The sequence below is a fragment of the Pseudomonas sp. ADAK21 genome (assembly GCF_012935735.1).
In the GTDB taxonomy this organism is placed as follows: Bacteria; Pseudomonadota; Gammaproteobacteria; order Pseudomonadales; family Pseudomonadaceae; genus Aquipseudomonas; species Aquipseudomonas proteolytica.
This window is the reverse complement of the sequence record NZ_CP052857.1, coordinates 1,717,082-1,736,524: the sequence shown is the minus strand read 5'-3', so window position 1 is coordinate 1,736,524 and position 19,443 is coordinate 1,717,082. Positions and strand designations below refer to the sequence as shown.

The 19,443-nt window shown below is 61.9% G+C and carries 19 protein-coding genes and 1 other RNA gene; 9 read left to right on the top strand and 11 right to left on the bottom strand.

Annotation, left to right across the window (positions count from 1 at the left end; translation table 11 throughout):
• Positions 1 to 110: 110 nt before the first annotated feature.
• The gene (locus HKK57_RS07985; RefSeq protein WP_070994021.1) at positions 111 to 587 is read right to left on the bottom strand and encodes a sn-glycerol-3-phosphate transporter; all 477 of its coding nucleotides are present in this window, start codon (positions 585 to 587) and stop codon (positions 111 to 113) included.
• 326 nt (positions 588 to 913) lie between these two features.
• Between HKK57_RS07985 and HKK57_RS07980 the strand changes: the two genes are divergently transcribed.
• Entirely contained in the window at positions 914 to 3,301 is a 2,388-nt protein-coding gene (locus tag HKK57_RS07980; RefSeq protein WP_169390007.1) for a TonB-dependent receptor plug domain-containing protein, read from the top strand.
• Positions 3,302 to 3,342: 41 nt separating this feature from the next.
• On the top strand, positions 3,343 to 4,008 hold the full coding sequence (locus HKK57_RS07975) for a gamma-glutamylcyclotransferase (protein WP_029289548.1): 666 nt from the start codon (positions 3,343 to 3,345) through the stop codon (positions 4,006 to 4,008).
• On the opposite strand, the gene glpT is transcribed toward HKK57_RS07975, so the two are convergent.
• Entirely contained in the window at positions 3,992 to 5,329 is a 1,338-nt protein-coding gene (glpT, locus tag HKK57_RS07970; RefSeq protein WP_029289546.1) for a glycerol-3-phosphate transporter, read from the bottom strand. The two genes, HKK57_RS07975 and glpT, sit on opposite strands and share 17 nt — an antisense overlap.
• Before the next feature lie 275 nt (positions 5,330 to 5,604).
• Positions 5,605 to 6,585 carry an NADPH:quinone oxidoreductase family protein gene (locus tag HKK57_RS07965; protein ID WP_029289544.1) on the bottom strand — a complete coding sequence of 327 codons (981 nt, stop codon included), beginning with the start codon at positions 6,583 to 6,585 and terminating at the stop codon, positions 5,605 to 5,607.
• 149 nt (positions 6,586 to 6,734) lie between these two features.
• On the opposite strand from HKK57_RS07965, the gene HKK57_RS07960 reads away from it, so the two are divergent.
• The gene (locus HKK57_RS07960; protein WP_029289542.1) at positions 6,735 to 7,142 is read left to right on the top strand and encodes a flagellar basal body-associated protein FliL; all 408 of its coding nucleotides are present in this window, start codon (positions 6,735 to 6,737) and stop codon (positions 7,140 to 7,142) included.
• A 93-nt stretch (positions 7,143 to 7,235) separates the two neighbouring features.
• Here HKK57_RS07960 and HKK57_RS07955 read toward each other — a convergent pair whose 3' ends face one another.
• The 4 genes from HKK57_RS07955 to HKK57_RS07940 all read right to left on the bottom strand — a co-directional run bounded on the left by HKK57_RS07955 (position 7,236) and on the right by HKK57_RS07940 (position 12,622).
• Positions 7,236 to 8,354: an ABC transporter permease gene (locus tag HKK57_RS07955; RefSeq protein WP_070994018.1), complete on the bottom strand. Its 1,119-nt coding sequence runs from the start codon at positions 8,352 to 8,354 to the stop codon at positions 7,236 to 7,238.
• A complete protein-coding gene (gene rbbA, locus HKK57_RS07950; protein ID WP_169390006.1) occupies positions 8,354 to 11,071 on the bottom strand; it encodes a ribosome-associated ATPase/putative transporter RbbA in 2,718 nt (905 codons plus the stop codon). Before rbbA ends, HKK57_RS07955 begins: the two co-directional genes overlap by 1 nt.
• A complete protein-coding gene (locus HKK57_RS07945; protein ID WP_029289536.1) occupies positions 11,068 to 12,033 on the bottom strand; it encodes an HlyD family secretion protein in 966 nt (321 codons plus the stop codon). The genes rbbA and HKK57_RS07945 overlap by 4 nt, the downstream gene beginning before the upstream one ends.
• Before the next feature lie 139 nt (positions 12,034 to 12,172).
• Positions 12,173 to 12,622, bottom strand: coding sequence for an EVE domain-containing protein (locus HKK57_RS07940; protein WP_029289534.1), 450 nt, complete (start codon positions 12,620 to 12,622; stop codon positions 12,173 to 12,175).
• A gap of 195 nt (positions 12,623 to 12,817) precedes the next feature.
• On the opposite strand from HKK57_RS07940, the gene HKK57_RS07935 reads away from it, so the two are divergent.
• Positions 12,818 to 12,967 (top strand): hypothetical protein, encoded by a 150-nt coding sequence (locus tag HKK57_RS07935; RefSeq protein ID WP_092231272.1) that lies wholly within the window; start codon positions 12,818 to 12,820, stop codon positions 12,965 to 12,967.
• Positions 12,968 to 12,969: 2 nt separating this feature from the next.
• On the opposite strand, the gene HKK57_RS07930 is transcribed toward HKK57_RS07935, so the two are convergent.
• The 4 genes from HKK57_RS07930 to HKK57_RS07915 all read right to left on the bottom strand — a co-directional run bounded on the left by HKK57_RS07930 (position 12,970) and on the right by HKK57_RS07915 (position 14,394).
• Positions 12,970 to 13,605 carry a 5-formyltetrahydrofolate cyclo-ligase gene (locus HKK57_RS07930; protein WP_104911161.1) on the bottom strand — a complete coding sequence of 212 codons (636 nt, stop codon included), beginning with the start codon at positions 13,603 to 13,605 and terminating at the stop codon, positions 12,970 to 12,972.
• Positions 13,606 to 13,661: 56 nt separating this feature from the next.
• Positions 13,662 to 13,840, bottom strand: a non-coding RNA gene (gene ssrS / locus HKK57_RS07925) — 6S RNA.
• 30 nt (positions 13,841 to 13,870) lie between these two features.
• Positions 13,871 to 14,188: a cell division protein ZapA gene (locus HKK57_RS07920; protein WP_029289530.1), complete on the bottom strand. Its 318-nt coding sequence runs from the start codon at positions 14,186 to 14,188 to the stop codon at positions 13,871 to 13,873.
• Positions 14,185 to 14,394: a TIGR02449 family protein gene (locus HKK57_RS07915; protein ID WP_007982902.1), complete on the bottom strand. Its 210-nt coding sequence runs from the start codon at positions 14,392 to 14,394 to the stop codon at positions 14,185 to 14,187. The genes HKK57_RS07920 and HKK57_RS07915 overlap by 4 nt, the downstream gene beginning before the upstream one ends.
• Positions 14,395 to 14,531: 137 nt before the next feature.
• Between HKK57_RS07915 and HKK57_RS07910 the strand changes: the two genes are divergently transcribed.
• From HKK57_RS07910 to HKK57_RS07890, 5 genes are read left to right on the top strand one after another with little or no spacing between them, the layout of a single operon-like run.
• The gene (locus HKK57_RS07910; protein WP_017739071.1) at positions 14,532 to 15,089 is read left to right on the top strand and encodes a YecA/YgfB family protein; all 558 of its coding nucleotides are present in this window, start codon (positions 14,532 to 14,534) and stop codon (positions 15,087 to 15,089) included.
• Between the two features lie 20 nt (positions 15,090 to 15,109).
• The gene (pepP, locus tag HKK57_RS07905) at positions 15,110 to 16,432 is read left to right on the top strand and encodes a Xaa-Pro aminopeptidase (RefSeq protein ID WP_029289518.1); all 1,323 of its coding nucleotides are present in this window, start codon (positions 15,110 to 15,112) and stop codon (positions 16,430 to 16,432) included.
• Positions 16,429 to 17,616, top strand: a complete 1,188-nt coding sequence (ubiH, locus tag HKK57_RS07900) for a 2-octaprenyl-6-methoxyphenyl hydroxylase (RefSeq protein ID WP_029289515.1) — start codon at positions 16,429 to 16,431, stop codon at positions 17,614 to 17,616. Before pepP ends, ubiH begins: the two co-directional genes overlap by 4 nt.
• A complete protein-coding gene (locus HKK57_RS07895) occupies positions 17,609 to 18,094 on the top strand; it encodes a DUF4442 domain-containing protein (RefSeq protein WP_029289513.1) in 486 nt (161 codons plus the stop codon). The genes ubiH and HKK57_RS07895 overlap by 8 nt, the downstream gene beginning before the upstream one ends.
• Before the next feature lie 9 nt (positions 18,095 to 18,103).
• Positions 18,104 to 19,321, top strand: coding sequence for a 2-octaprenyl-3-methyl-6-methoxy-1,4-benzoquinol hydroxylase (locus tag HKK57_RS07890; RefSeq protein ID WP_175581882.1), 1,218 nt, complete (start codon positions 18,104 to 18,106; stop codon positions 19,319 to 19,321).
• The last annotated feature ends 122 nt before the right edge of the window (positions 19,322 to 19,443 follow it).

Sequence of the window (19,443 nt, the reverse complement as noted above, 5' to 3'; positions counted from 1 at the left end):
GGTGAATCAGTCGCTGGATGTGTTGACTGACACACCGCATTCGCGGGCAAGCCCGCTCCCACATAGGCCCGGTTCCCACAGGGGATTGTGTCTACTCACGTCTGTCGGTGTCAGAACCGCACACCTGTGGTCACCATCGCCGCATTGAACCCCAGCAATACGAATTCCGCCGCTACCGGCCCATAGTGGGTTCCCACCGACGGAATGATCACCGGCGCCACGCCGTAGCGGTTCAGCGGAATCTTGTCGCGATACTTGCCGCGATAGCCCTGGATCGCCCCGCCAGTGAGCTTCAGATACACCGGATAGTCGCTCATGTCGTAGCGCTTGCCTGCGTACGCGTAGTACGAGCGCTGGCGAAACGAGTTGCGAAAGGTCGCACCGCCATACACCCACCCCGAAGCGTCATTACGCTCCAGGCCGATCAGGTCCTGGTTGTTGTTGTGCTCGGGATCCGGCGCAAAGTGCCGGGTGTAGACGCTGGTCTGGGCGTACCAGAAGCCTTTGTCGTCGTTGGCCGGCGCTTCGGCGGCCAGGGCGGTGGTGGCCTGTGCCAGGAGCAGCAGGCCGGAAAGTCGGTTTTTCATGGGGCGACCTCGATAGTCGGTGGATGCACGGCTAAGTGGGTCGTGACGCGGGCCTATTTTGAGGGCTCGCTCTGCCCAAAGGCTGAACGGGCGCTGAAAGTAGCGGGATTTTCTGGAGCAATCCTGATGAACGGGGCCTGTTGCTTATGCTTTCGCTTATTCTTAAAAGATATTTATTCGTCAAGATGAATATCATTAAGCTATATGTCATCGGGCTACCGACTATCTGCCACAAACCAGTAAATGACCGCCACCGTCCGCCACACGGATCGATCGTATGAACTCAGGGCATTGACGTTCTGACTTTTGATTCCAAGGGGAGCGGTATGGGGAGCTACAACAGGCACGCGCTGTACACGGCGATTTTGTCAGCCAATTTGCTGGCCGCCGTGGGATTCAATCCAGTGATCGCCGCTGAAGCGGCGACGGCCGAAACGCCAAAACTCGACACCGTGATCGTCACGGGTACCCGCGCCCAAGAGCGCACGGCCAGCGCGTCACTATCACCTATTGATGTGATTTCCGGCGAAAGCCTGCGCAGCACCGGTTCCGATGAGCTGGGCGCGGTACTGGCGCGGCTGATTCCTTCTATCAACTTCCCCCGCCCTAGCCTGGTGGACGGCGCCGAACTGGTGCGCCCGGCGCAACTGCGCGGCCTGTCGCCGGATCAAGTGCTGGTGCTGGTCAATGGCAAGCGGCGCCACACCAGCGCTTTCGTCAACCTGGGTGGTGCGGTCGGCCGCGGTTCGGCCCCGGCGGATTTGAATGCTATCCCGTTGTCGGCGGTCGACCATATTGAAGTGCTGCGCGATGGCGCGTCGGCTCGCTACGGGTCCGATGCAATTGCCGGGGTGATCAACGTGATCCTCAAGCAGACCGACCACGGCGGCTCGGTTTCGAGCAAGTTCGGCCAATACAAGAAAGGCGACGGGATTCAGCGCAACATCAGCGGCAACACCGGCCTGGCCTTGGGCGAGAACGGGTTTATCAACCTTTCGGCCGAAGGTGCCGACAATGACTACACCAACCGCGCCGGCCACGATTACCGCCCGGCCAGCATCGGTTCCACCACGTACGGCCAGCGGGTGTTCCGCCAGGGCGAACCTTCGACCAACGAAGGCAAGCTGTGGCTGAACGCCGGCTATGCCTTCAACGAGGCTGCCGAGTTCTACACTTTTGGCGGCTACAGCAAGCGGCGTGGCGAGACGGCGGCGTTCTACCGGGCGAGCAATGCGTCCAACAACCTCCCGGCGCTCAACCCCAATGGCTACCTGCCGCTGATCCGTGGCAGCCTCGAAGATACCTCGCTGGTGGCCGGCCTGCGCGGGCAGTTGGCGTATGACTGGCACTACGACCTGTCGGCCAACTACGGCAAGAACCAGTACGAACTGCGCACCGAAACCATCAACACCTCCCTGGGCCTGGCGACGCCGCGCAAATTCGACAACGGCACCCTGAGCAACGAGCAGAAGCAGCTCAGCCTGGACCTGTCCCGTGAGTTTGACCTGGGCTGGCTGCCGTACCCGGTATCGGTGGCATTCGGCGGCGAATACCTGCACCAGGGCTATGAGATCGAAGCCGGTGAGCCGGCCTCCTATTACCAGACCGGCAGCTCGGGCCTTGGCGGTTTCCGCGATGCCGACGCCGGCAGCACCTCGCGCCACAACTGGGCGCAGTACCTGGACCTGGAAACCAACTTCACCGAGAAGCTCGGGGTTTCGGCGGCGGTGCGCCATGAGGACTACAGCGACTTCGGCTCCAACGTCAGCGGCTCGCTGTCGGCGCGCTATGACTTCACCCCGCAAGTGGGCCTGCGCGGCAGTATTTCCAATGGCTTTCGCGCACCGTCCCTGGCCCAGCAGAACTTTGCCTACACCTCATCGCAGTTGATCGGCAACACCATCCAGGAAGCCGGCACCTTCCCGGCCAACAGCCAGGTGGCGCGTTTGCTTGGCGCCGAAGACCTCAAGGCCGAGAAGTCACGCAACTACAGCCTGGGCCTGGTGCTGGAGCCCGCGGATAACCTGACGGTGACGGCGGACGTCTACCGTATCGACATTCGCGACCGCATCAGCCTGTCGTCCAACCTTGCCCTTAACGCGGCGACACGCGCCTATCTGCAAGCCAATGGCGTCGGCAATATCGACTACACCACCGCCCGCTACTTCACCAATGCCACGGACACCAGCACCGACGGCGTCGACCTGGTGGCCAACTACCGCTACCAGTTGGACAACGGCATCCGCTGGAACAGCACCGTGGGATACAACTACAACCACACCAAGGTCACGGACGTGAAGGCCAACCCGGCCATTCTCGATAGCCTGGGCGCCAACCTGGTGCGGGTCGACCGGCGCGAGCGCATCGGTCTGCTGGGCGACACCACGCCCCAGCACAAGCTGAGCCTGGGCAACGATTTCACTTTCGGCAATTGGGCGCTGCACAGCAATCTGGTGCGCTATGGCGAATTCACCAGCTACCAGGCGGACAAGGTCAATGACCAGACCTTCAAGGCCGCCTGGGTGCTGGATTTGTCGGCTGACTACACATTACACAACTGGACCTTCACCGTGGGCGGCGACAACGTGACCGATAAGTACCCGGAAAAGCTCAATGCCTACGCCAGCAGTGGCGGCAACCTGGCCTATAGCACTTTTTCGCCTTACGGTTACAGCGGCGCGTTCTATTACGGTAAAGTCGCCTATAACTGGTAGTAGCTCTTCATTTCCGAGAAAGGAGACCTAAGCGATCCGCCATGACCGTTATTGAATCCGAACTTCTGCAATTGGCTTACCCTCCGCGGCTCGATCTGGGGCCGCAACTCACTCACGAACAATTGATGAGCTCAATGCAGGCCACCATGGGCCTGCACAAGGGTGGGCCGGTCTGGTTGTTTGCCTACGGCTCGCTGATCTGGCGTCCCGAGTGTTCGGCCACCCAGCGCCTGCGGGCACGGGTCCACGGTTATCACCGGGGCCTGTATCTGTGGTCCCACGAGCATCGGGGTACGCCGGAGTTGCCGGGGCTGGTGTTTGGCCTGGATCGCGGCGGCTCGTGCAGTGGCTTTGCCTATCGCCTGCCGGAGGAGCAGTTGGAGGCTTCGCTCTATGCCTTGTGGCAGCGGGAGATGCCTTACCCTTCGTATCGGCCACACTGGCTCAGTTGCCGGCTTGAAGACGGCAGTCAGGTGCAGGCGTTGGGTTTTGTGCTGGAGCGGCACTTGCCCAGCTACGCCGGCAACTTGCCCGACAGCGTGCTGAACCAGGTATTCGCCAGCGCTTGCGGGCGCTACGGCACTACTCGCGATTATGTCGAGCAGACCGTCAACGCCCTGCGTAGCCACGCCATGCCAGACAAGAATCTGGAGGCGCGGCTCAAGCGATGTGCCAAAGGCGTCGCGGCGATTAACGCGCCGAGCTGACGCTATTGGTGTGCCACAGCGTAGGAATCAGGAACGCGATAGCCAACAGGCACGCGCCGATCAGCAGCACAAAGCCGCCATCCCAGCCGAAGTGGTCCACGGTGTAGCCCATGGCCGCACTGGCCGCTACCGAACCGCCCAGGTAACCGAACAGGCCGGTAAAACCTGCGGCTGTACCGGCGGCTTTCTTCGGCGCCAGTTCCAGTGCCTGCAGGCCGATCAGCATCACCGGGCCGTAGATCAGGAAGCCAATGGAGAACAGCGCGATCATGTCGACCATCGGGTTGCCTGGCGGGTTGAGCCAGTAAACCAGAGTCGCCACGGTGACCAACGCCATGAACACAATGCCGGTCAGGCCTCGGTTGCCACGGAAGATCTTGTCTGACATCCAGCCGCACAGCAGCGTGCCCGGAATCCCTGCCCACTCATAGAAGAAGTACGCCCAGGACGACTTGTCGACCGTGAAGTGCTTGGCTTCCTTGAGGTAGGTCGGTGCCCAGTCCAGCACGCCGTAGCGCAGCAGGTACACGAACACGTTGGCGAAGGCGATGTACCAGAGCATTTTGTTGCGCAGCACGTACTTGACGAAGATTTCCTTGGCGCTGAATTCGTCTTCGTGGCTGTCGTCGTAACCTTCCGGGTAGTCGTTCTTGTACTTCTCGATAGGCGGCAGGCCCACCGACTGTGGGGTGTCGCGCATGGTGATGAAGGCAAACGCCGCTACCGCCAAGGCTACAGTGGCCGGTACATAGAACGCCGCGTGCCAGTCGTTGAACCAGGCCATACCCAGCAGGAACAGCGGGCCGATCAAGCCGCCGCCGACGTTATGCGCCACGTTCCACACCGACACCACGCCGCCGCGTTCTTTCTGCGACCACCAGTGCACCATGGTCCGTCCGCTCGGCGGCCAGCCCATGCCCTGGGCCCAGCCGTTGATGAACAGCAAAATGAACATCATCGTCACGCTGGAGGTGGCCCAAGGCGCGAAACCGAAAATGAACATCACCCCCGCCGACACCAGCAAGCCAAAAGGCAGGAAGTAGCGCGGGTTGGAGCGGTCGGACACCAGGCCCATGAGGAACTTGGACAGGCCATAGGCAATGGCGATCGCCGACATGGCCAGGCCCAGTTGACCACGGGTGTAACCCTCGTCGATCAAATACGGCATGGCCAGGGAGAAGTTCTTGCGCAGCAGGTAGTAACCCGCGTAGCCAAAGAAAATACCGGCGAAGATCTGCCAGCGCAGTCGTCGGTAAGTACTGTCGATCTTTTCTTCAGGCAGGGGTGCCTGATGAGGGGCAGGACGAAAGAAAGCAAACATTCAAGAGCTCCAAATTTCTTGTTTTGACTGCGGATGCGAATGTTACAGTTTCGTTACCGAAAATAGCATCGCCTCTTATCTGCAAACACAGGAAACTGGAGTAATTGCATGTTCTTTTACGAACATGTCGCTAATAGATAAATATGCGTCGTAATCAAATTCCTCAGAACCCCGCGACTCAACTGTAGGAGCTGGCTTGCCAGCGATAGCGGTGGCTCAGCTAAACAGGTGGAGCTGACGGACCGCTATCGCAGGCAAGCCAGCTCCTCCACAGATCAGTGGCGGACCTGGACGACCACCTTGCCCACCGCCTTGCGCTGCCCCAGGTCATTGATCGCCTGGGCGGCGTTATCCAGCGGGTACACCTGCGAAACCAGTGGCTTCAGCTTCCCCTCGGCATACCAACTGAACAGTTGCTGGAAATTCGCCGCATTATCCTGGGGCTGGCGCTGGGCGAACGAGCCCCAGAACACCCCGACCACCGCCGCGCCCTTGAGCAGCGCCAGGTTCACTGGCAACTCAGGAATACGCCCGCTGGCAAAGCCCACCACCAACAGGCGCCCGTTCCAGGCGATGGCGCGGATGGCCTGGTCAAACAGGTCGCCACCTACCGGGTCGTAGATCACGTCGGCGCCATTGCCATCGGTCAGGCGCTTGATTTCATCCTTGAGGTTGGTTTCGCTGTAGTTAATCAACTCATCGGCACCCGCCGCCTTGGCCACAGCCAGCTTGTCGGCGCTGCTGGCGGCAGCGATCACCCGGGCGCCCATGGCCTTGCCGATTTCCACAGCGGCCAGCCCCACGCCACCGGACGCACCCAGTACCAGCAGGGTCTCGCCGGCCACCAGGTGGCCGCGCTGCTTGAGCGCGTGCATCGAGGTGCCGTAGGTCATGCTGAAGGCGGCGGCGGTGTTGAAGTCCATGCTCGGCGGGATCGGCAGTACGTTATAGCCCGGTACCGCGACCTGTTCGGCAAAGCTACCCCAGCCGGTCAACGCCATGACCCGGTCGCCGACCTTGAGGTGGCTGACCTTTTCCCCGACTTCGCTGACCACGCCTGCCGCTTCGCCACCCGGCGAGAACGGGAAGGGTGGCTTGAACTGGTACTTGCCCTCGATGATCAGCGTGTCCGGGAAATTCACCCCGGCGGCATGCACATCCAGCAGGATCTCGTTCTTCTTGATCGCGGGGCTGGCGACGTCTTCCAACACCAGGGTTTCGGCAGGGCCGAAGGCTTTGCACAGCACGGCTTTCATCGGACTATTCCTTTTGGCGTATTGGCCGATAAGTGTAGGTGGGTAAGGTCACGGGTCAACGAGCATGCCCCGGCCTGATAAGTCGCCATAAGCTTGTGCTCTGCCTTGCTAGCGTTATGCTACTGGCAACCGAATTTGAGGAATGAACTGTGAAAGCGTGGATCCTGTTGATGCTGGCCCTGACGTTGCCGATGGCGGCCCATGCCGAAGAAGCCAAGGAAGGCGAAGCGCCGAAGGTCAGCTATTACAGCCTGACGCCGCCTTTTGTGGGCAACTACGCCTTGGATGGCGGCCCGAAACTGCGGGTGTACAAGGCCGATGTGGCCCTGCGCGTGACCGGCCCGGAAGCGGCGGCGGCGATCAAGGCCAATGAACCGTTGATTCGCAACCAACTGGTGGCGTTGTTTACCCAGCAGACTGTCGAGAGCATGGGCAGTGTCGAAGGCAAAGAGAAGTTGCGCCAGGAAGCGTTGAAGCAGACCCAACAAGTGATGAACGACGAAACCGGCAAGCCGGTGGTTGAGGACCTGTTGTTCAACAACTTGATCATCCAGTAAAGCCCGCGCTGAAAAGCCGGTGCCCACATTTGACGGTGCTCACCCTCAAAATGTGGGAGCTGGCTTGCCTGCGATGACAGCCTTGCGGGCGCCTCAAGACGCCAGGCTTTTCCTGAACCTGGCCAACGCCACCGCAAAAAACAACAACCCAATCGCCGCTAGCGCCAGCAAGTCCGGCCACACCACGCTTACTCCTGCATCCCGGAACAGAATCGCCGCACTCAAGCTCACAAAGTGCGTCGACGGCGAGCCCTGCATCACCCATTGCAACCATTCGGGCATGCTGTCCAACGGCGTGCTGCCGCCAGACAGAAGCAGCATCGGAATGATCACCGGAATTGCCAGCAAACCGAATTGCGGCGTCGAACGGGCGAGGGTGGCCAGGAAGATGCCCAGGGCGGTGCTGGCAAACAGGTAGAGTGCCGTCACCAGCAGGAACAAGCTCAACGACCCGGCCAGCGGCACGCCGAGCATGCCCTTGACCACCACTTCCAGCGACAGCCAGGTGCACAGCACCACCACCAGCATGTTGCTCCAGATTTTCGCCAGCATGATCTCCAGCGCTGTCAGCGGCAGCACCAGCAGATGGTCGAGGGTGCCGTGTTCGCGCTCGCGCAGCAGCGCCGTGCCGGTCAGTACGATGGCCAGGATGGTGATGTTGTTGACGATCTGGATCACCGCCAGGAACCAGCCACCTTCCAGGTTGGTGTTGAACAATGCCCGGGTGGTGAGGGCCGCCGGCGCCCGCTGGCTGGCGTCAGGCTGGCCACTGTAGGTCAGCAGTTCGCGCTGGAAAATCCGCCCGATATAACCCGCACCCATAAAGGCCTGGCTCATCGCCGTGGCATCCACGTTGACCTGTACGCTTGGTTGGCGCCCGGCCAACAGGTCTGCCTGGAAATTGGCCGGCACGTTGATCACGAAGGTGTACTGGCCGCTGTCCATGACCTTGTCCAACTGGTCGTAGGCCAGTGGCACGGCGGGTTGGAATTCCGGTGGCTGCAGGGCTTCGGCCAACTGGCGCGACAATTGGCCGTGGTCCTCATCGACAAAGGCCACGCTGGCGTTGTGCACGCCAATCACCGAGCCGGCCGCTGGCATATAGATGGCGACGGTGAAGGCGTAGAACAGAAACAACAGCAACACACTGTCGTGGCGCAGGCTGGTGAGTTCCTTGATTCCCAGGCGCAGGATATGGGCGAACTTGTGCATCAGGCCTCCTGCTTCTTAAGCATGACCAGGCTCAGCCCGGTGAACCCCAGGAAAAACCCGAACAGCGCCAGGCACTGCGGCCACAACTGGCGCAAGTCCAGGGCTTTGGTGAAGGTGCCGACGGCCACATCCAGGAAGTAACCGGCAGGAAACAGCATGCCCATCAGCGCGGCCGCCCCTTCCAGAGACGAGCGCGGCACGATCAACCCGGAGAATTGGATGGTCGGCAGGCTGGTGATGATCATGGTGCCGAGAATCGCGGCGATCTGGGTGCGGGTGAACGCGGAAATCAGGAGGCCCATGCTGGTGGTCGCCAGCACGTACAGCAGGCCGCCAAAGGCCAGGGTCAGAGCGCTGCCCTTGAACGGCACGCCGAACAGCCAGCGATTCATTGCCACCAGCAAGGCCAGGCTGATCAGGCTGATGACCAGATACGGCGCCTGTTTGCCGAGGAGGAATTCCAGGCGGGTCAGCGGCGTGGCGTAGAAGTTGGTAATCGAACCCAGCTCCTTCTCACGCACGATGCCCAGGGCGGTAAGCATTGCCGGGATAAAGGCCAGGATCAGCGCCATCACGCCGGGGCCGATGGCATTGACGCTGACCACGTCCTGATTGTAGCGAAAGCGCGTTTCCAGTTTGGCCGCAGGCGGTTGGGCCCGTGGTGTGCTGTTGAGTTCGGCCAATTGCTGGAGGTTGGCCTGGTGCACCGCTTCTACATAATTGCGGCTGGTCTCGGCGCGAAACGGCATGCCGCCATCAAGCCAGGCGGCCACCGCCGGTTGGCGTCCGGCGTACAGATCGCGGCCAAACCCGGGTGGAATTTCCAGGGCCAGTTTGATCTCCGAGCGTTGCAGGCGCCGGTGCAACTCGGCCGAATCGGTGATCTGCGGCTGTTCGGCGAAGTAGCGTGAACTGCGAAAGGCTTCCAGGTAGGCCCGGCTTTGGGGCGTCTGGTCCTGGTCGTACACGGCGAAGGCAAGCTTCTCCACGTCCAGGGAAATGCCGTAGCCGAAGATCACCATCATGAAAATCGCCCCGAGCAGGGCAAAGGCCATGCGCACTTTGTCGCGCAGCAGTTCCTTGCCTTCACGGCTGGCCACCGCCAGCAGGCGCGCCAGGCTGAAGCCGCGCTTGCTGACGGGCGGCGTAGTCGGCGTGTTGACGGTCGCGCTGGGCGCGTCGGCTTGCGGGGCTTGCTGGGCTTGCTCCAGGCAGGTGACGAACGCGGCTTCCAGGGTCTCGCCGTGGAATTGTTGTTGCAGTGCGTGCGGCGTGTCGCAGGCCAGCACCTTGCCGGCGTGCATCAAGGAAATACGGTCGCAGCGCTGGGCTTCGTTCATAAAGTGGGTGGAGAGGAAAATCGTCACCCCTTGCTCGCGGGACAGCTCCACCAGCAGGCGCCAGAAATCGTCACGTGCGGCGGGATCCACACCGGACGTGGGTTCGTCGAGGATCAGCACTTCCGGGCGATGCAGTACCGCCACGGCCAGGGACAGGCGCTGGCGCAAACCCAGGGGCAACTCACCGGAAGGTTGTTCGGCAACGCTGCCCAGGTCAAAACGCTGGATCAACTCTTCGATACGCGGGCCGCTGTCAGCCTTGGGCAGGTCGAACAGTTGTGCGTGCAGCACCAGGTTCTGGCGCACGCTGAGCTCGCCGTACAACGAGAAGCTCTGGGACATGAAGCCCACGCGCTTGCGGGTCGCCAGGTCCTTGGCGTTCACCGGGTTGCCCAGCAGTGTGGCGCTGCCTTCGCTGGCCGGCATCAGCCCGGTGAGGACTTTCATGGTGGTGGTCTTGCCACAGCCGTTGGAGCCGAGAAAACCAAAGATCTCACCACGGCCGATGGCGAAGCTGACTTTGTTCACCGCCGTAAAGTCGCCAAAACGCAGGGTCAGGTCGTGGGCTTCGATGGCGATATCAGTGTTGTCGTTCGCCCGAGGTGGGATCACCAGCGGCTGGTTGTTGTGCGCGCTGTCGCCCTGGAAATGGGTAAAGGCTTCGTCCAGCTTGCCGCTGGGCGTGACAGCCGCCAGGTCGCGGCTCAGGCCATCGGCGATCAGTTTGCCGCGGTCGAGCATCAGGCAATGTTCGAACTGCTCGGCTTCCTCCATGTAGGCCGTGGCCACCAGCAGTGTCAGTTGTGGGCGTTCACTGCGTACGGTTTCCACCAGCTCCCAGAAGCGGCGGCGTGACAATGGGTCGACGCCGGTGGTGGGCTCATCGAGGATCAACAGATCCGGATCGTGGATCAGCGCGCAGCACAGCCCCAGTTTTTGCTTCATCCCGCCCGACAGTTTGCCCGCCGGACGGTCGGCGAAGCGCGCCAGGTCAGTGGCCAGCAGCAGGTTGTGCATGCGCTGGTCGCAGTCGGCTTTGGACAGGCCAAACAGGGTGGCGAAAAAGCGGATGTTTTCGCTGATGGACAGCTCGGGATACAGGTTGCCGCCCAGGCCCTGGGGCATAAAGGCGATCAACGGGTACAGGCTGTTGCGGTGGCGGCGGTCTTCGATGGAGCCGCCCAGCACCTGCAAGTCTCCGGCCTGCAGCTTTTTCACCCCCGCGATCAAGCCCAGCAGGCTCGACTTGCCCGCGCCATCCGGGCCGATCAGCCCGCAGCGGGTGCCGGCCGGCAGGCTGAAGGCGATGTCGATCAGTGCCTGTTGCTTGCCGTAGCGGTGGTTGATACCCGTGGCGTGCAGCGCCAGGCCGTTCATTGCAGGTTGGCCGGCCAGTCCAGGTCGGCAGTGCGCACGTAGCCGGCGCCGGGCATGCCGGGCTTGGCCTGGGGCACGGCGCTGGGTTGAGTCAGGCGCAGCTTGACGCGGAACACCAGTTTCTGGCGCTCGTCGCGGGTTTCCACTTCTTTGGGGGTGAACTGGGATTTGGCCGCGACAAAGCTGATTTTTGCCGGCAACGGCTGATCCGGCAGGGCATCGAGCACGATCCGCGCTTCGCTGCCCACGGTCAGGCGACCGGTGACCGAGGCGGGCAGGTAGAGGTTCATGTACTGGTCATTCGGGTCGATCAACAACAACACCCGCCCGCCGGCCCCGAGCACTTCGCCGGGTTCGGCCAGGCGCAACTGGATGATGCCGTCGATGGGCGCACGCAGGCTGCTGTCGTCGATCTCGCTGGTCAGTTGCGCCACCTGGGCCTGGGCGGCACCGATGGCGGCCTTGACCGCATTCACCTGGGCCTGGGCCGCGACCACTGCCGCGTTGCCGGTGTTCTGGCGGGCCTGTTGCTGATCGATCAACTGCGCGCTGGCAAAACCGCGTCGGTACAGTTCCTGGGTGCGCTTGAGTTCCTGGCTGGCCAGCAGGTTTTCGCTTTGGCGCAGTTGCACGTTGGCTTCGGCGGCGGCGAAATTTTCCTTGGCGCGCAGCACTTCGGCTTCAGCCTGGGAACGCTGGGCTTCCAGGGTGCGGGTGTCGATACGCGCCAGCAGTTGGCCCTTGAGCACCTTGTCGCCTTCATCGACCCGCACCTCGGCCAGGCGGCCGGGGATTTTGGTGGCAATCTGCACTTCGGTGGATTCCAGCCGGCCGTTGCCCATGCTCAAGCCTTCTGGCAGGCGGTCGAGGGTGGACTTCCAGTAGCCGAAGCCGCCGGCGGCGACCAACAGCAATATCAGGAGAAAGGCGAAGAATTGCGAACTGCGATGTGACGTCGACATGGGTGCATCCTGCGGTGTTAGCGTCCTAGTTTGCCGGGATCGTAACCGATAGCCGTTGATACCGGTCAAATGAATCCCTGACCCGCTCTTTATGATGCGGTGTTGAGGTGTTGATGGGGGCTTCTTTGGCCAGGGGGGGTTAGCGCAGGGCCATTACCGCCGCCCATTGTTCGGCTGTCACCGGCATTACGGACAGGCGACTGCCTTTTTGCACCAGGGGCATTTCGGCCAGGGCGGTCTGTTGCTTGAGGTAGCCCAGCCCGAGGACTTTGGGGAAGGTCTTGACGTGGGCAACGGTGATGGCGCTCCACGGATTTTTCTCGGGTGTGGCCTTGGCATCGAAGTAATGGCTGTCAGGTTCCAGCGCGGTCGGGTCGGGGTAAGCCGCTTCGATGATTTTCCCTACGCCGGCAATCCCCGGCTCCGGGCAACTGGAGTGGTAGAAGAAGAACTCATCGCCGACGGCCATGGCCCGCAGGAAGTTGCGCGCCTGGTAATTGCGCACGCCGTCCCAGCGCGCCTCGCCGAGTTTTTCCAGGCCCTTGATGGACAGCTCATCGGGCTCGGATTTCATCAGCCAATAGGCCATGGTTTTGCTCCTTTGCAGGGGATTGGGCAGGTTGTCTGTCAATTTCATGACAAACCGACGGTCGGTTGACGCCAAGGTTTGCGTGTTGGTTCACGTTAACGCAGAATGCCGGGATTTTAAGCTTGACGCAGCTGGAACGGACTACTTTGGAACGTTGCTGTCATCGTGTGTGATATGCCTGAAGGGGGGCAATCGATGAAACGCAAACCGGATTTACTATGGATTTTGGTTATTTTGTTCGGTCTGGGCGTCGTGACCACCGGGTATGCGCAAAGCCTGTGGTCGAACAAGACCGAAGCGCCCGTTGAATTTGCACAGCAGCAGCAACAAACCTTCAAGCGTTGACGCTATTTCGGCGCCGTTGATTCCAGCGGCGTCCCCTCTGCGACATACCATCTTCTATCGGTAACGGTGCCATTCAACGGCACGTCCCAGCTTGCCTGCGCCAGTCGTTCGACCTTCTGGCACTCATGGGCCAGCCCCAGCAGCGTTGGCTTGCGCCACGACGAACGGCGCGCCAGGTACGCCAGGCTGCGATCGTAAAAACCGCCGCCCATGCCCAGTCGCCCGCCCGCATCATCGAACCCCACCAATGGCAGCAGCACCAGGTCCAGGGCCCAGACCTTGCGCTGGCGCCCGACATTGACCCGTGGCTCAAGAATGCCAAAGCGATTGGGCGCAAGCTTTTCCCTGGGGCTCACGCGTTGGAACACCATCTTGGTCCGTGGCCAGGCGCTGAGCACCGGCAGGTAGGTGGCCTTGCCCCGGCGCTGGGCTGCGCGCAGCAGCAGGCGCGGATCGATTTCGCCATCCGTCGGCAGGTACAGGGAAATATGTTTGGCCCGGCGAAACAGCGGGTGCTGTGCCAGTTGCCGATACAGGCCAATGGCGGCCCGGCGCTGCTCGCTCGGCGTCAGGGCGCGACGGGCATTGCGCAACATGCGTCGAAGTTGCGGACGGGAAAGCGGCGCAGGTTCGGTCATGGTGGTCGGCTCATACAACAATGCCAGTCCGGGGACTGGCATTGAGTTTGGGAATCAGGCTCCCCGACAGAACCGCTGTCGACTTAGCCCTTGAACCCGAAAGTTCAAGGTGGAAGATGCAGTAGGCTTTAAGGCTTTCCGTCTAGCGGACATGCACACCAGCCCAACGTGCAACTTCCAGGGTAGTGCGAATCGGCTCAGGGACATCGCCGACTGGCAAGCACGCCAGGGAGTGAGGCGAGTATACCCCAAATAGACGCGGCAATCAGCCCTTGGGTGGTTCCTGATCGGTAGAAAGCACCAGGTCAACGCGCTCGAGCAGGTCACGCACTTGCTCGCGTGTCGAGCCGCTGGCCTGTACGTCAGGGCGTTCCTGCTTATGCAATAAATCGTGGGTAATGTTCAGTGCGGCCATCACGGCGATACGGTCGGCGCCGATGACTTTGCCGCTGCTGCGGATCTCGCGCATCTTGCCGTCCAGGTAGCGGGCAGCGCTCACCAGGTTGCTGCGTTCTTCCTGGGGGCAGATGATTGAATACTCTTTGTCGAGAATCTGCACGGTGACGCTATTGCTTGAACTCATGAGTCTTGCTCCAGGGCCTTCAGGCGCGAAATCATCGATTCGACCTTACGCCGGGCGATTTCGTTTTTTTCAATGAGGTGCGCGCGTTCCTCGCGCCAGGTCTTTTCCTGAGCTAATAGGAGTCCGTTTTGACTCTTTAGTTGCTCGACCCGGGTAATTAGCAATTCGAGTCTGGCCATCAGCGCTTGCAAGTCGGTGTCTTCCATTGGGTTCCACTGGATTTGTCTGATGAATGGCAACTGCAGGATAAACGATCTGACGCCCTTGATAGTCGGGTGCGTCTGCCGGTGCTAGGATACAGCGCTTCATTCTAGACATCGCGCCGCCTGGCGCCTAGCTCATCATGCCTATTCAGAATTCCCCGTACGACGCTTTTTCCAAACTGCTGAGCACCAGCGGCCACCCTTGCTCGCCCGCCGAACTGCATGGCGTGCTGTTGGGCCGCAGTTGCACCGGCGTCGGTTTTGACGCCGATAACTGGCTGGCCGACGTGGCCGAGCTGCTGGAAACCGAGCCTACCGAAAACGTGCGCAATGCGTTGATCGGTTTGCAAGAAATGGTTAAAGGCGAACTGACCGGTGATGACGTCACCGTAGTCCTGCTGCTGCCAACCGACGACGCGCCGCTCACCGAGCGTGCTGCGGCTCTGGGCCAATGGTGCCAGGGTTTCCTCCATGGCTTTGGCGTGAACGCCGGCGGCCTGGAACTGAGCACCGACGCCAAGGAAGTGTTGCAAGACCTGGCCGCCATCTCCCAGGTGCAAGATGCCCTGGAAGAGTCCGAAGACGGCGAAGGCGACTATATGGAAGTCATGGAATACCTGCGCGTCGCGCCGCTGCTGCTGTTCACCGAGACCAAAAAGTCGGCTGAGCCCGCAGCGCCCAAGCCGTCGCTGCACTAAGAGAGGGAACCCACCTGCCCATGATCCATATCCCCAAAGCGGAATACACCCGCCGCCGCAAGGCGCTCATGGCGCAGATGGAACCCAACAGCATCGCGATCCTGCCCGCCGCCGCCGTGGCGATCCGCAATCGTGATGTCGAGCACGTGTACCGCCAGGACAGCGACTTCCAGTACCTGAGCGGCTTCCCCGAGCCCGAAGCGGTGATTGTGCTGATGCCTGGGCGCATTCACGGCGAATACGTGCTGTTCTGCCGCGAACGCAATGCCGAGCGCGAATTATGGGACGGCCTGCGCGCCGGCACCGAAGGCGCGATTCGCGAATACGGTGCCGACGATGCCTTTCCGATCACCGATATCGACGACATCCTGCCCGGCCTCATCGAAGGCCGGGACCGGGTGTACTCGGCCATGGGCAGCAATGCCGAATTCGACCGGCACCTGATGGAATGGATCAACGTGATCCGCTCCAAGGCGCACCTCGGTGCGCAGCCGCCGAACGAATTCGTTGCCCTGGATCATCTGCTGCACGACATGCGCCTGTATAAATCCGCCGCAGAAGTGAAGGTGATGCGCGAAGCCGCGCGGATTTCCTGCGCTGCCCATATTCGGGCGATGCAGGCCAGCCGTGCCGGGTTGCATGAGTTCAGCCTGGAAGCCGAGCTGGACTACGAGTTCCGCCGGGGCGGGGCGAAGATGCCGGCCTATGGCTCCATCGTCGCGTCGGGGCGCAACAGTTGCATCCTGCACTACCAGCAGAATGACGCGCTGCTCAAGGACGGCGACCTGGTATTGATCGACGCCGGTTGTGAAATCGACTGCTATGCCAGCGATATCACCCGCACCTGGCCGGTCAATGGCAAGTTTTCCGCCGAGCAGAAGGCGATCTACGACATTGTGCTGGCCTCCCAGGAAGCCGCCTTTGCGCAGATCGCGCCGAACAAGCATTGGAACCAGGCCCATGAGGCGACCGTGCAAGTCATCACCGCCGGGCTGGTGAAGTTGGGCTTGTTGCAGGGTGATGTGGATGAGCTGATCGCCAGCGAAGCCTACAAGGCGTTCTATATGCACCGCGCCGGGCATTGGCTGGGCATGGATGTGCATGATGTCGGCGAGTACAAGGTTGGCGGCGAATGGCGGGTGCTGGAAGTGGGCATGGCCCTGACCGTGGAGCCGGGCATCTACATTGCCCCGGACAACCAGAACGTGGCAAAGAAATGGCGTGGCATAGGCGTGCGCATCGAGGATGACGTGGTGGTGACCAAGCAAGGCTGTGAAATTCTGACCGGTGGCGTGCCCAAGGGCGTGGCCGAGATCGAAGCACTGATGGCAGCAGCCCGATGAGCCGGGTCAACCTGGCCATTATCGGCGGCGGCCTGGTGGGCGCCAGCCTGGCGCTGGCGTTGCAGGCCGGGGCCAAGGCCCGGGGCTGGAAGATCGTGCTGATCGAACCCTTTGCTCCCGGCGACAGCTATCAGCCGAGCTACGACGCCCGCTCTTCGGCGCTGTCCTTTGGTGCGCGGCAGATCTACCAACGCCTGGGCGTATGGCAGGACATTTCCCGGCGTGCCGAGCCGATCAAGCAAATCCATGTTTCCGATCGTGGCCGCTTCTCTACCGCACGCTTGTCGGCGCTGGAAGAAGGCGTGCCGGCCCTGGGCTATGTGGTGGAAAACGCCTGGCTCGGGCAGTGCCTGTGGCAAGGCCTGGACAAAGACGTGATCAGTTGGCGTTGCCCGGCAGAAGTCAGCCGCATGGAGCCGCTGGCCGACGGCTACCGCCTGACCCTCAACGATGAAACCGTCATCGAATGCGACCTGGCGGTATTGGCCGATGGCGGCCGCTCCGGGCTGCGCGAGCAGTTGGGCATTGGCGTCAAGCAACGGCCTTACAACCAGAGCGCCCTGATCGCCAACATCACCCCCAGCGAAGCCCACAACGGCGAGGCGTTCGAGCGTTTCACCGACGAAGGCCCGATGGCCCTGCTGCCACTGGCGGACAACCGTTGCGCGCTGGTCTGGACCCGTGTCGGCATGGATGCCCAGCGCTTGGCGCAGTTGGATGAGCGCAGCTTCCTCAGTGAATTGCAGGGTGTGTTCGGCTACCGCCTGGGCACCTTGAAACAGGTCGGCGCGCGTCACTTGTATCCGCTGACGCTGGTGGAGGCCGAGGAGCAGGTGCGCTCGCACCTGGTGATCCTCGGCAACGCGGCCCACAGCCTGCACCCGATTGCCGGCCAGGGCTTCAACCTGTCCCTGCGTGATGCCTATGCCTTGGCCGAGGCCTTGCTGGCCGGGCCGGCGGTGCCGGGCGACCTGGCGACCTTGCAAGCTTACCGCGAACGCCAGCGCCTGGATCAGCAGATGACCGTGGGCTTCTCTGATCAGGTCACCCGCCTGTTCGGCAGCGGCCAGCCGCTGGTCGCCATGGGCCGTAACCTCGGCCTGCTGGGCCTGGACCTGTTGCCGCCGGCCAAGCGCTGGTTCGCCCGGCAGGCCATGGGCCTGGGTACGCGTCCTGATGCGTAAGTGGCTGATCGAGCGCCTGGGCAAGGCGCGGTTATTGCGTTGGGTCATGACCTTGTACCCGCCGTATCTGGGCGCAGGGATCAGCGTGCAGCATATGAGCGCGGACTTTCGTCATGTGAAGGTGCGGATGGGGCTGGGCTGGTACAACCGCAACTATGTCGGTACGCAGTTTGGCGGCAGCCTGTATTCGATGGTCGACCCGTTCTACATGCTGATGCTGATGGAGAACCTGGGGCGCGACTACATCGTCTGGGACAAAGCGGCGAGCATCGATTTCATCTCGCCGGGCAAAGGCCCGGTGTTTGCCGAGTTCTCCATCGACCAGGCCTTGCTGGATGAGGTGCTGCGGCAGACCGAGGGCGGCGATAAATACTTGCCGCGCCTCCAAGTGCAGATTCACGACGGCTCCGGCACCCTGGTGGCGCGAGTCGACAAAACCCTTTACGTGCGGCGCAAGCCGCCAGCGAAGCAGGCATAAAGCATGGACATGCGCGCAGATGTGCTGATTGTCGGGGCCGGAATGGTCGGAAGCGCCTTGGCGCTGGCGTTGCAAGGCAGTGGCCTGCAAGTGCTGCTGCTCGACGGTAGCCCGTTGAGCGTCAAGCCATTTGATGCCGACGCCCCGTTTGAACCACGGGTGAGCGCCTTGTCGGCTGCCAGCCAGCGCATCCTCGAACGCCTGGGCGTGTGGGACGGCATCGCCAGCCGCCGCGCCAGTCCCTACGGCGAGATGCAGGTGTGGGATGGCAGCGGCACCGGGCAGATCCACTTTTCGGCGGCCAGTGTGCATGCCGAGGTGTTGGGGCATATCGTCGAAAACCGCGTGGTCCAGGACGCCTTGCTCGACCGCCTGCACGACTGCGACCTGGGCCTGCTGGCCAATGCGCGCCTGGAACAGATGCGCCGCTCCGGCGATGACTGGCTGCTGACCCTCGCTGATGGCCGCACCCTGCGCGCGCCGTTGGTGATCGCGGCCGACGGCGCCAATTCGGCGGTGCGCCGCCTGACGGGCACTGCCACCCGCGAATGGGATTACCTGCACAACGCCATTGTCACCAGCGTGCGCAGCAGCCAACCGCACCAGCGCACGGCCTGGCAGCGCTTTACCGACCATGGTCCGCTGGCATTCCTGCCGCTGGTGCGCGATGGCCAGGAAGATTGGTGTTCGATCGTCTGGTCGACCACACCGAGCGAGTCCGAACGCTTGATGGCCCTGGACGACGAAAGCTTCTGCCGCGAACTGGAGCGCGCCTTTGAAGGCCGCCTGGGCAGCGTGATCAGCGCCGATCCACGCCTGTGTGTACCGTTGCGCCAGCGCCACGCCAAGCGTTACGTCGCCGAAGGCCTGGCCCTGATTGGCGATGCCGCCCATGTCATCCACCCGTTGGCGGGGCAGGGCGTGAACCTGGGATTCCTCGACGCGGCGGTGTTGGCCGAGGTGCTGCTGCAGGCGTCCGAGCGCGGTGAACGCTTGGCGGATGTGAAGGTGCTCAGTCGCTACGAGCGCCGGCGCATGCCCCACAACCTGGCGCTGATGGCGGCGATGGAGGGCTTTGAGCGGTTGTTCCAGGCTGACCAACTGCCGTTGCGCTGGTTGCGCAATGCCGGGTTGAAGATGGTCGACCAGATGCCCGAGGCCAAGGCGGTATTTGTGCGCCAGGCATTGGGATTGACTGGGGATCTACCGGAACTGGCCAAAACCTGAGGCCGGTTGCCGCACCCCGGAAGCCAATCACGCAACATCTCGTAACGCCTCCACCCAGTGTTCGGTTGAGATGCTAAATGTGAGTCCTTATCATTTGCGCTCACTTTTCCTACGAGAGACCG

Bases quoted from the DNA above. Each gene is read 5' to 3' on its own strand.
- HKK57_RS07985 (WP_070994021.1), bottom strand. From the start codon at position 587: ATGAAAAACCGACTTTCCGGCCTGCTGCTCCTGGCACAGGCCACCACC.
- HKK57_RS07980 (WP_169390007.1), top strand. From the start codon at position 914: ATGGGGAGCTACAACAGGCACGCGCTGTACACGGCGATTTTGTCAGCC.
- HKK57_RS07975 (WP_029289548.1), top strand. From the start codon at position 3,343: ATGACCGTTATTGAATCCGAACTTCTGCAATTGGCTTACCCTCCGCGG.
- glpT (WP_029289546.1), bottom strand. From the start codon at position 5,329: ATGTTTGCTTTCTTTCGTCCTGCCCCTCATCAGGCACCCCTGCCTGAA.
- HKK57_RS07965 (WP_029289544.1), bottom strand. From the start codon at position 6,585: ATGAAAGCCGTGCTGTGCAAAGCCTTCGGCCCTGCCGAAACCCTGGTG.
- HKK57_RS07955 (WP_070994018.1), bottom strand. From the start codon at position 8,354: ATGCACAAGTTCGCCCATATCCTGCGCCTGGGAATCAAGGAACTCACC.
- rbbA (WP_169390006.1), bottom strand. From the start codon at position 11,071: ATGAACGGCCTGGCGCTGCACGCCACGGGTATCAACCACCGCTACGGC.
- HKK57_RS07945 (WP_029289536.1), bottom strand. From the start codon at position 12,033: ATGTCGACGTCACATCGCAGTTCGCAATTCTTCGCCTTTCTCCTGATA.
- HKK57_RS07940 (WP_029289534.1), bottom strand. From the start codon at position 12,622: ATGGCCTATTGGCTGATGAAATCCGAGCCCGATGAGCTGTCCATCAAG.
- HKK57_RS07935 (WP_092231272.1), top strand. From the start codon at position 12,818: ATGAAACGCAAACCGGATTTACTATGGATTTTGGTTATTTTGTTCGGT.
- HKK57_RS07930 (WP_104911161.1), bottom strand. From the start codon at position 13,605: ATGACCGAACCTGCGCCGCTTTCCCGTCCGCAACTTCGACGCATGTTG.
- HKK57_RS07920 (WP_029289530.1), bottom strand. From the start codon at position 14,188: ATGAGTTCAAGCAATAGCGTCACCGTGCAGATTCTCGACAAAGAGTAT.
- HKK57_RS07915 (WP_007982902.1), bottom strand. From the start codon at position 14,394: ATGGAAGACACCGACTTGCAAGCGCTGATGGCCAGACTCGAATTGCTA.
- HKK57_RS07910 (WP_017739071.1), top strand. From the start codon at position 14,532: ATGCCTATTCAGAATTCCCCGTACGACGCTTTTTCCAAACTGCTGAGC.
- pepP (WP_029289518.1), top strand. From the start codon at position 15,110: ATGATCCATATCCCCAAAGCGGAATACACCCGCCGCCGCAAGGCGCTC.
- ubiH (WP_029289515.1), top strand. From the start codon at position 16,429: ATGAGCCGGGTCAACCTGGCCATTATCGGCGGCGGCCTGGTGGGCGCC.
- HKK57_RS07895 (WP_029289513.1), top strand. From the start codon at position 17,609: ATGCGTAAGTGGCTGATCGAGCGCCTGGGCAAGGCGCGGTTATTGCGT.
- HKK57_RS07890 (WP_175581882.1), top strand. From the start codon at position 18,104: ATGCGCGCAGATGTGCTGATTGTCGGGGCCGGAATGGTCGGAAGCGCC.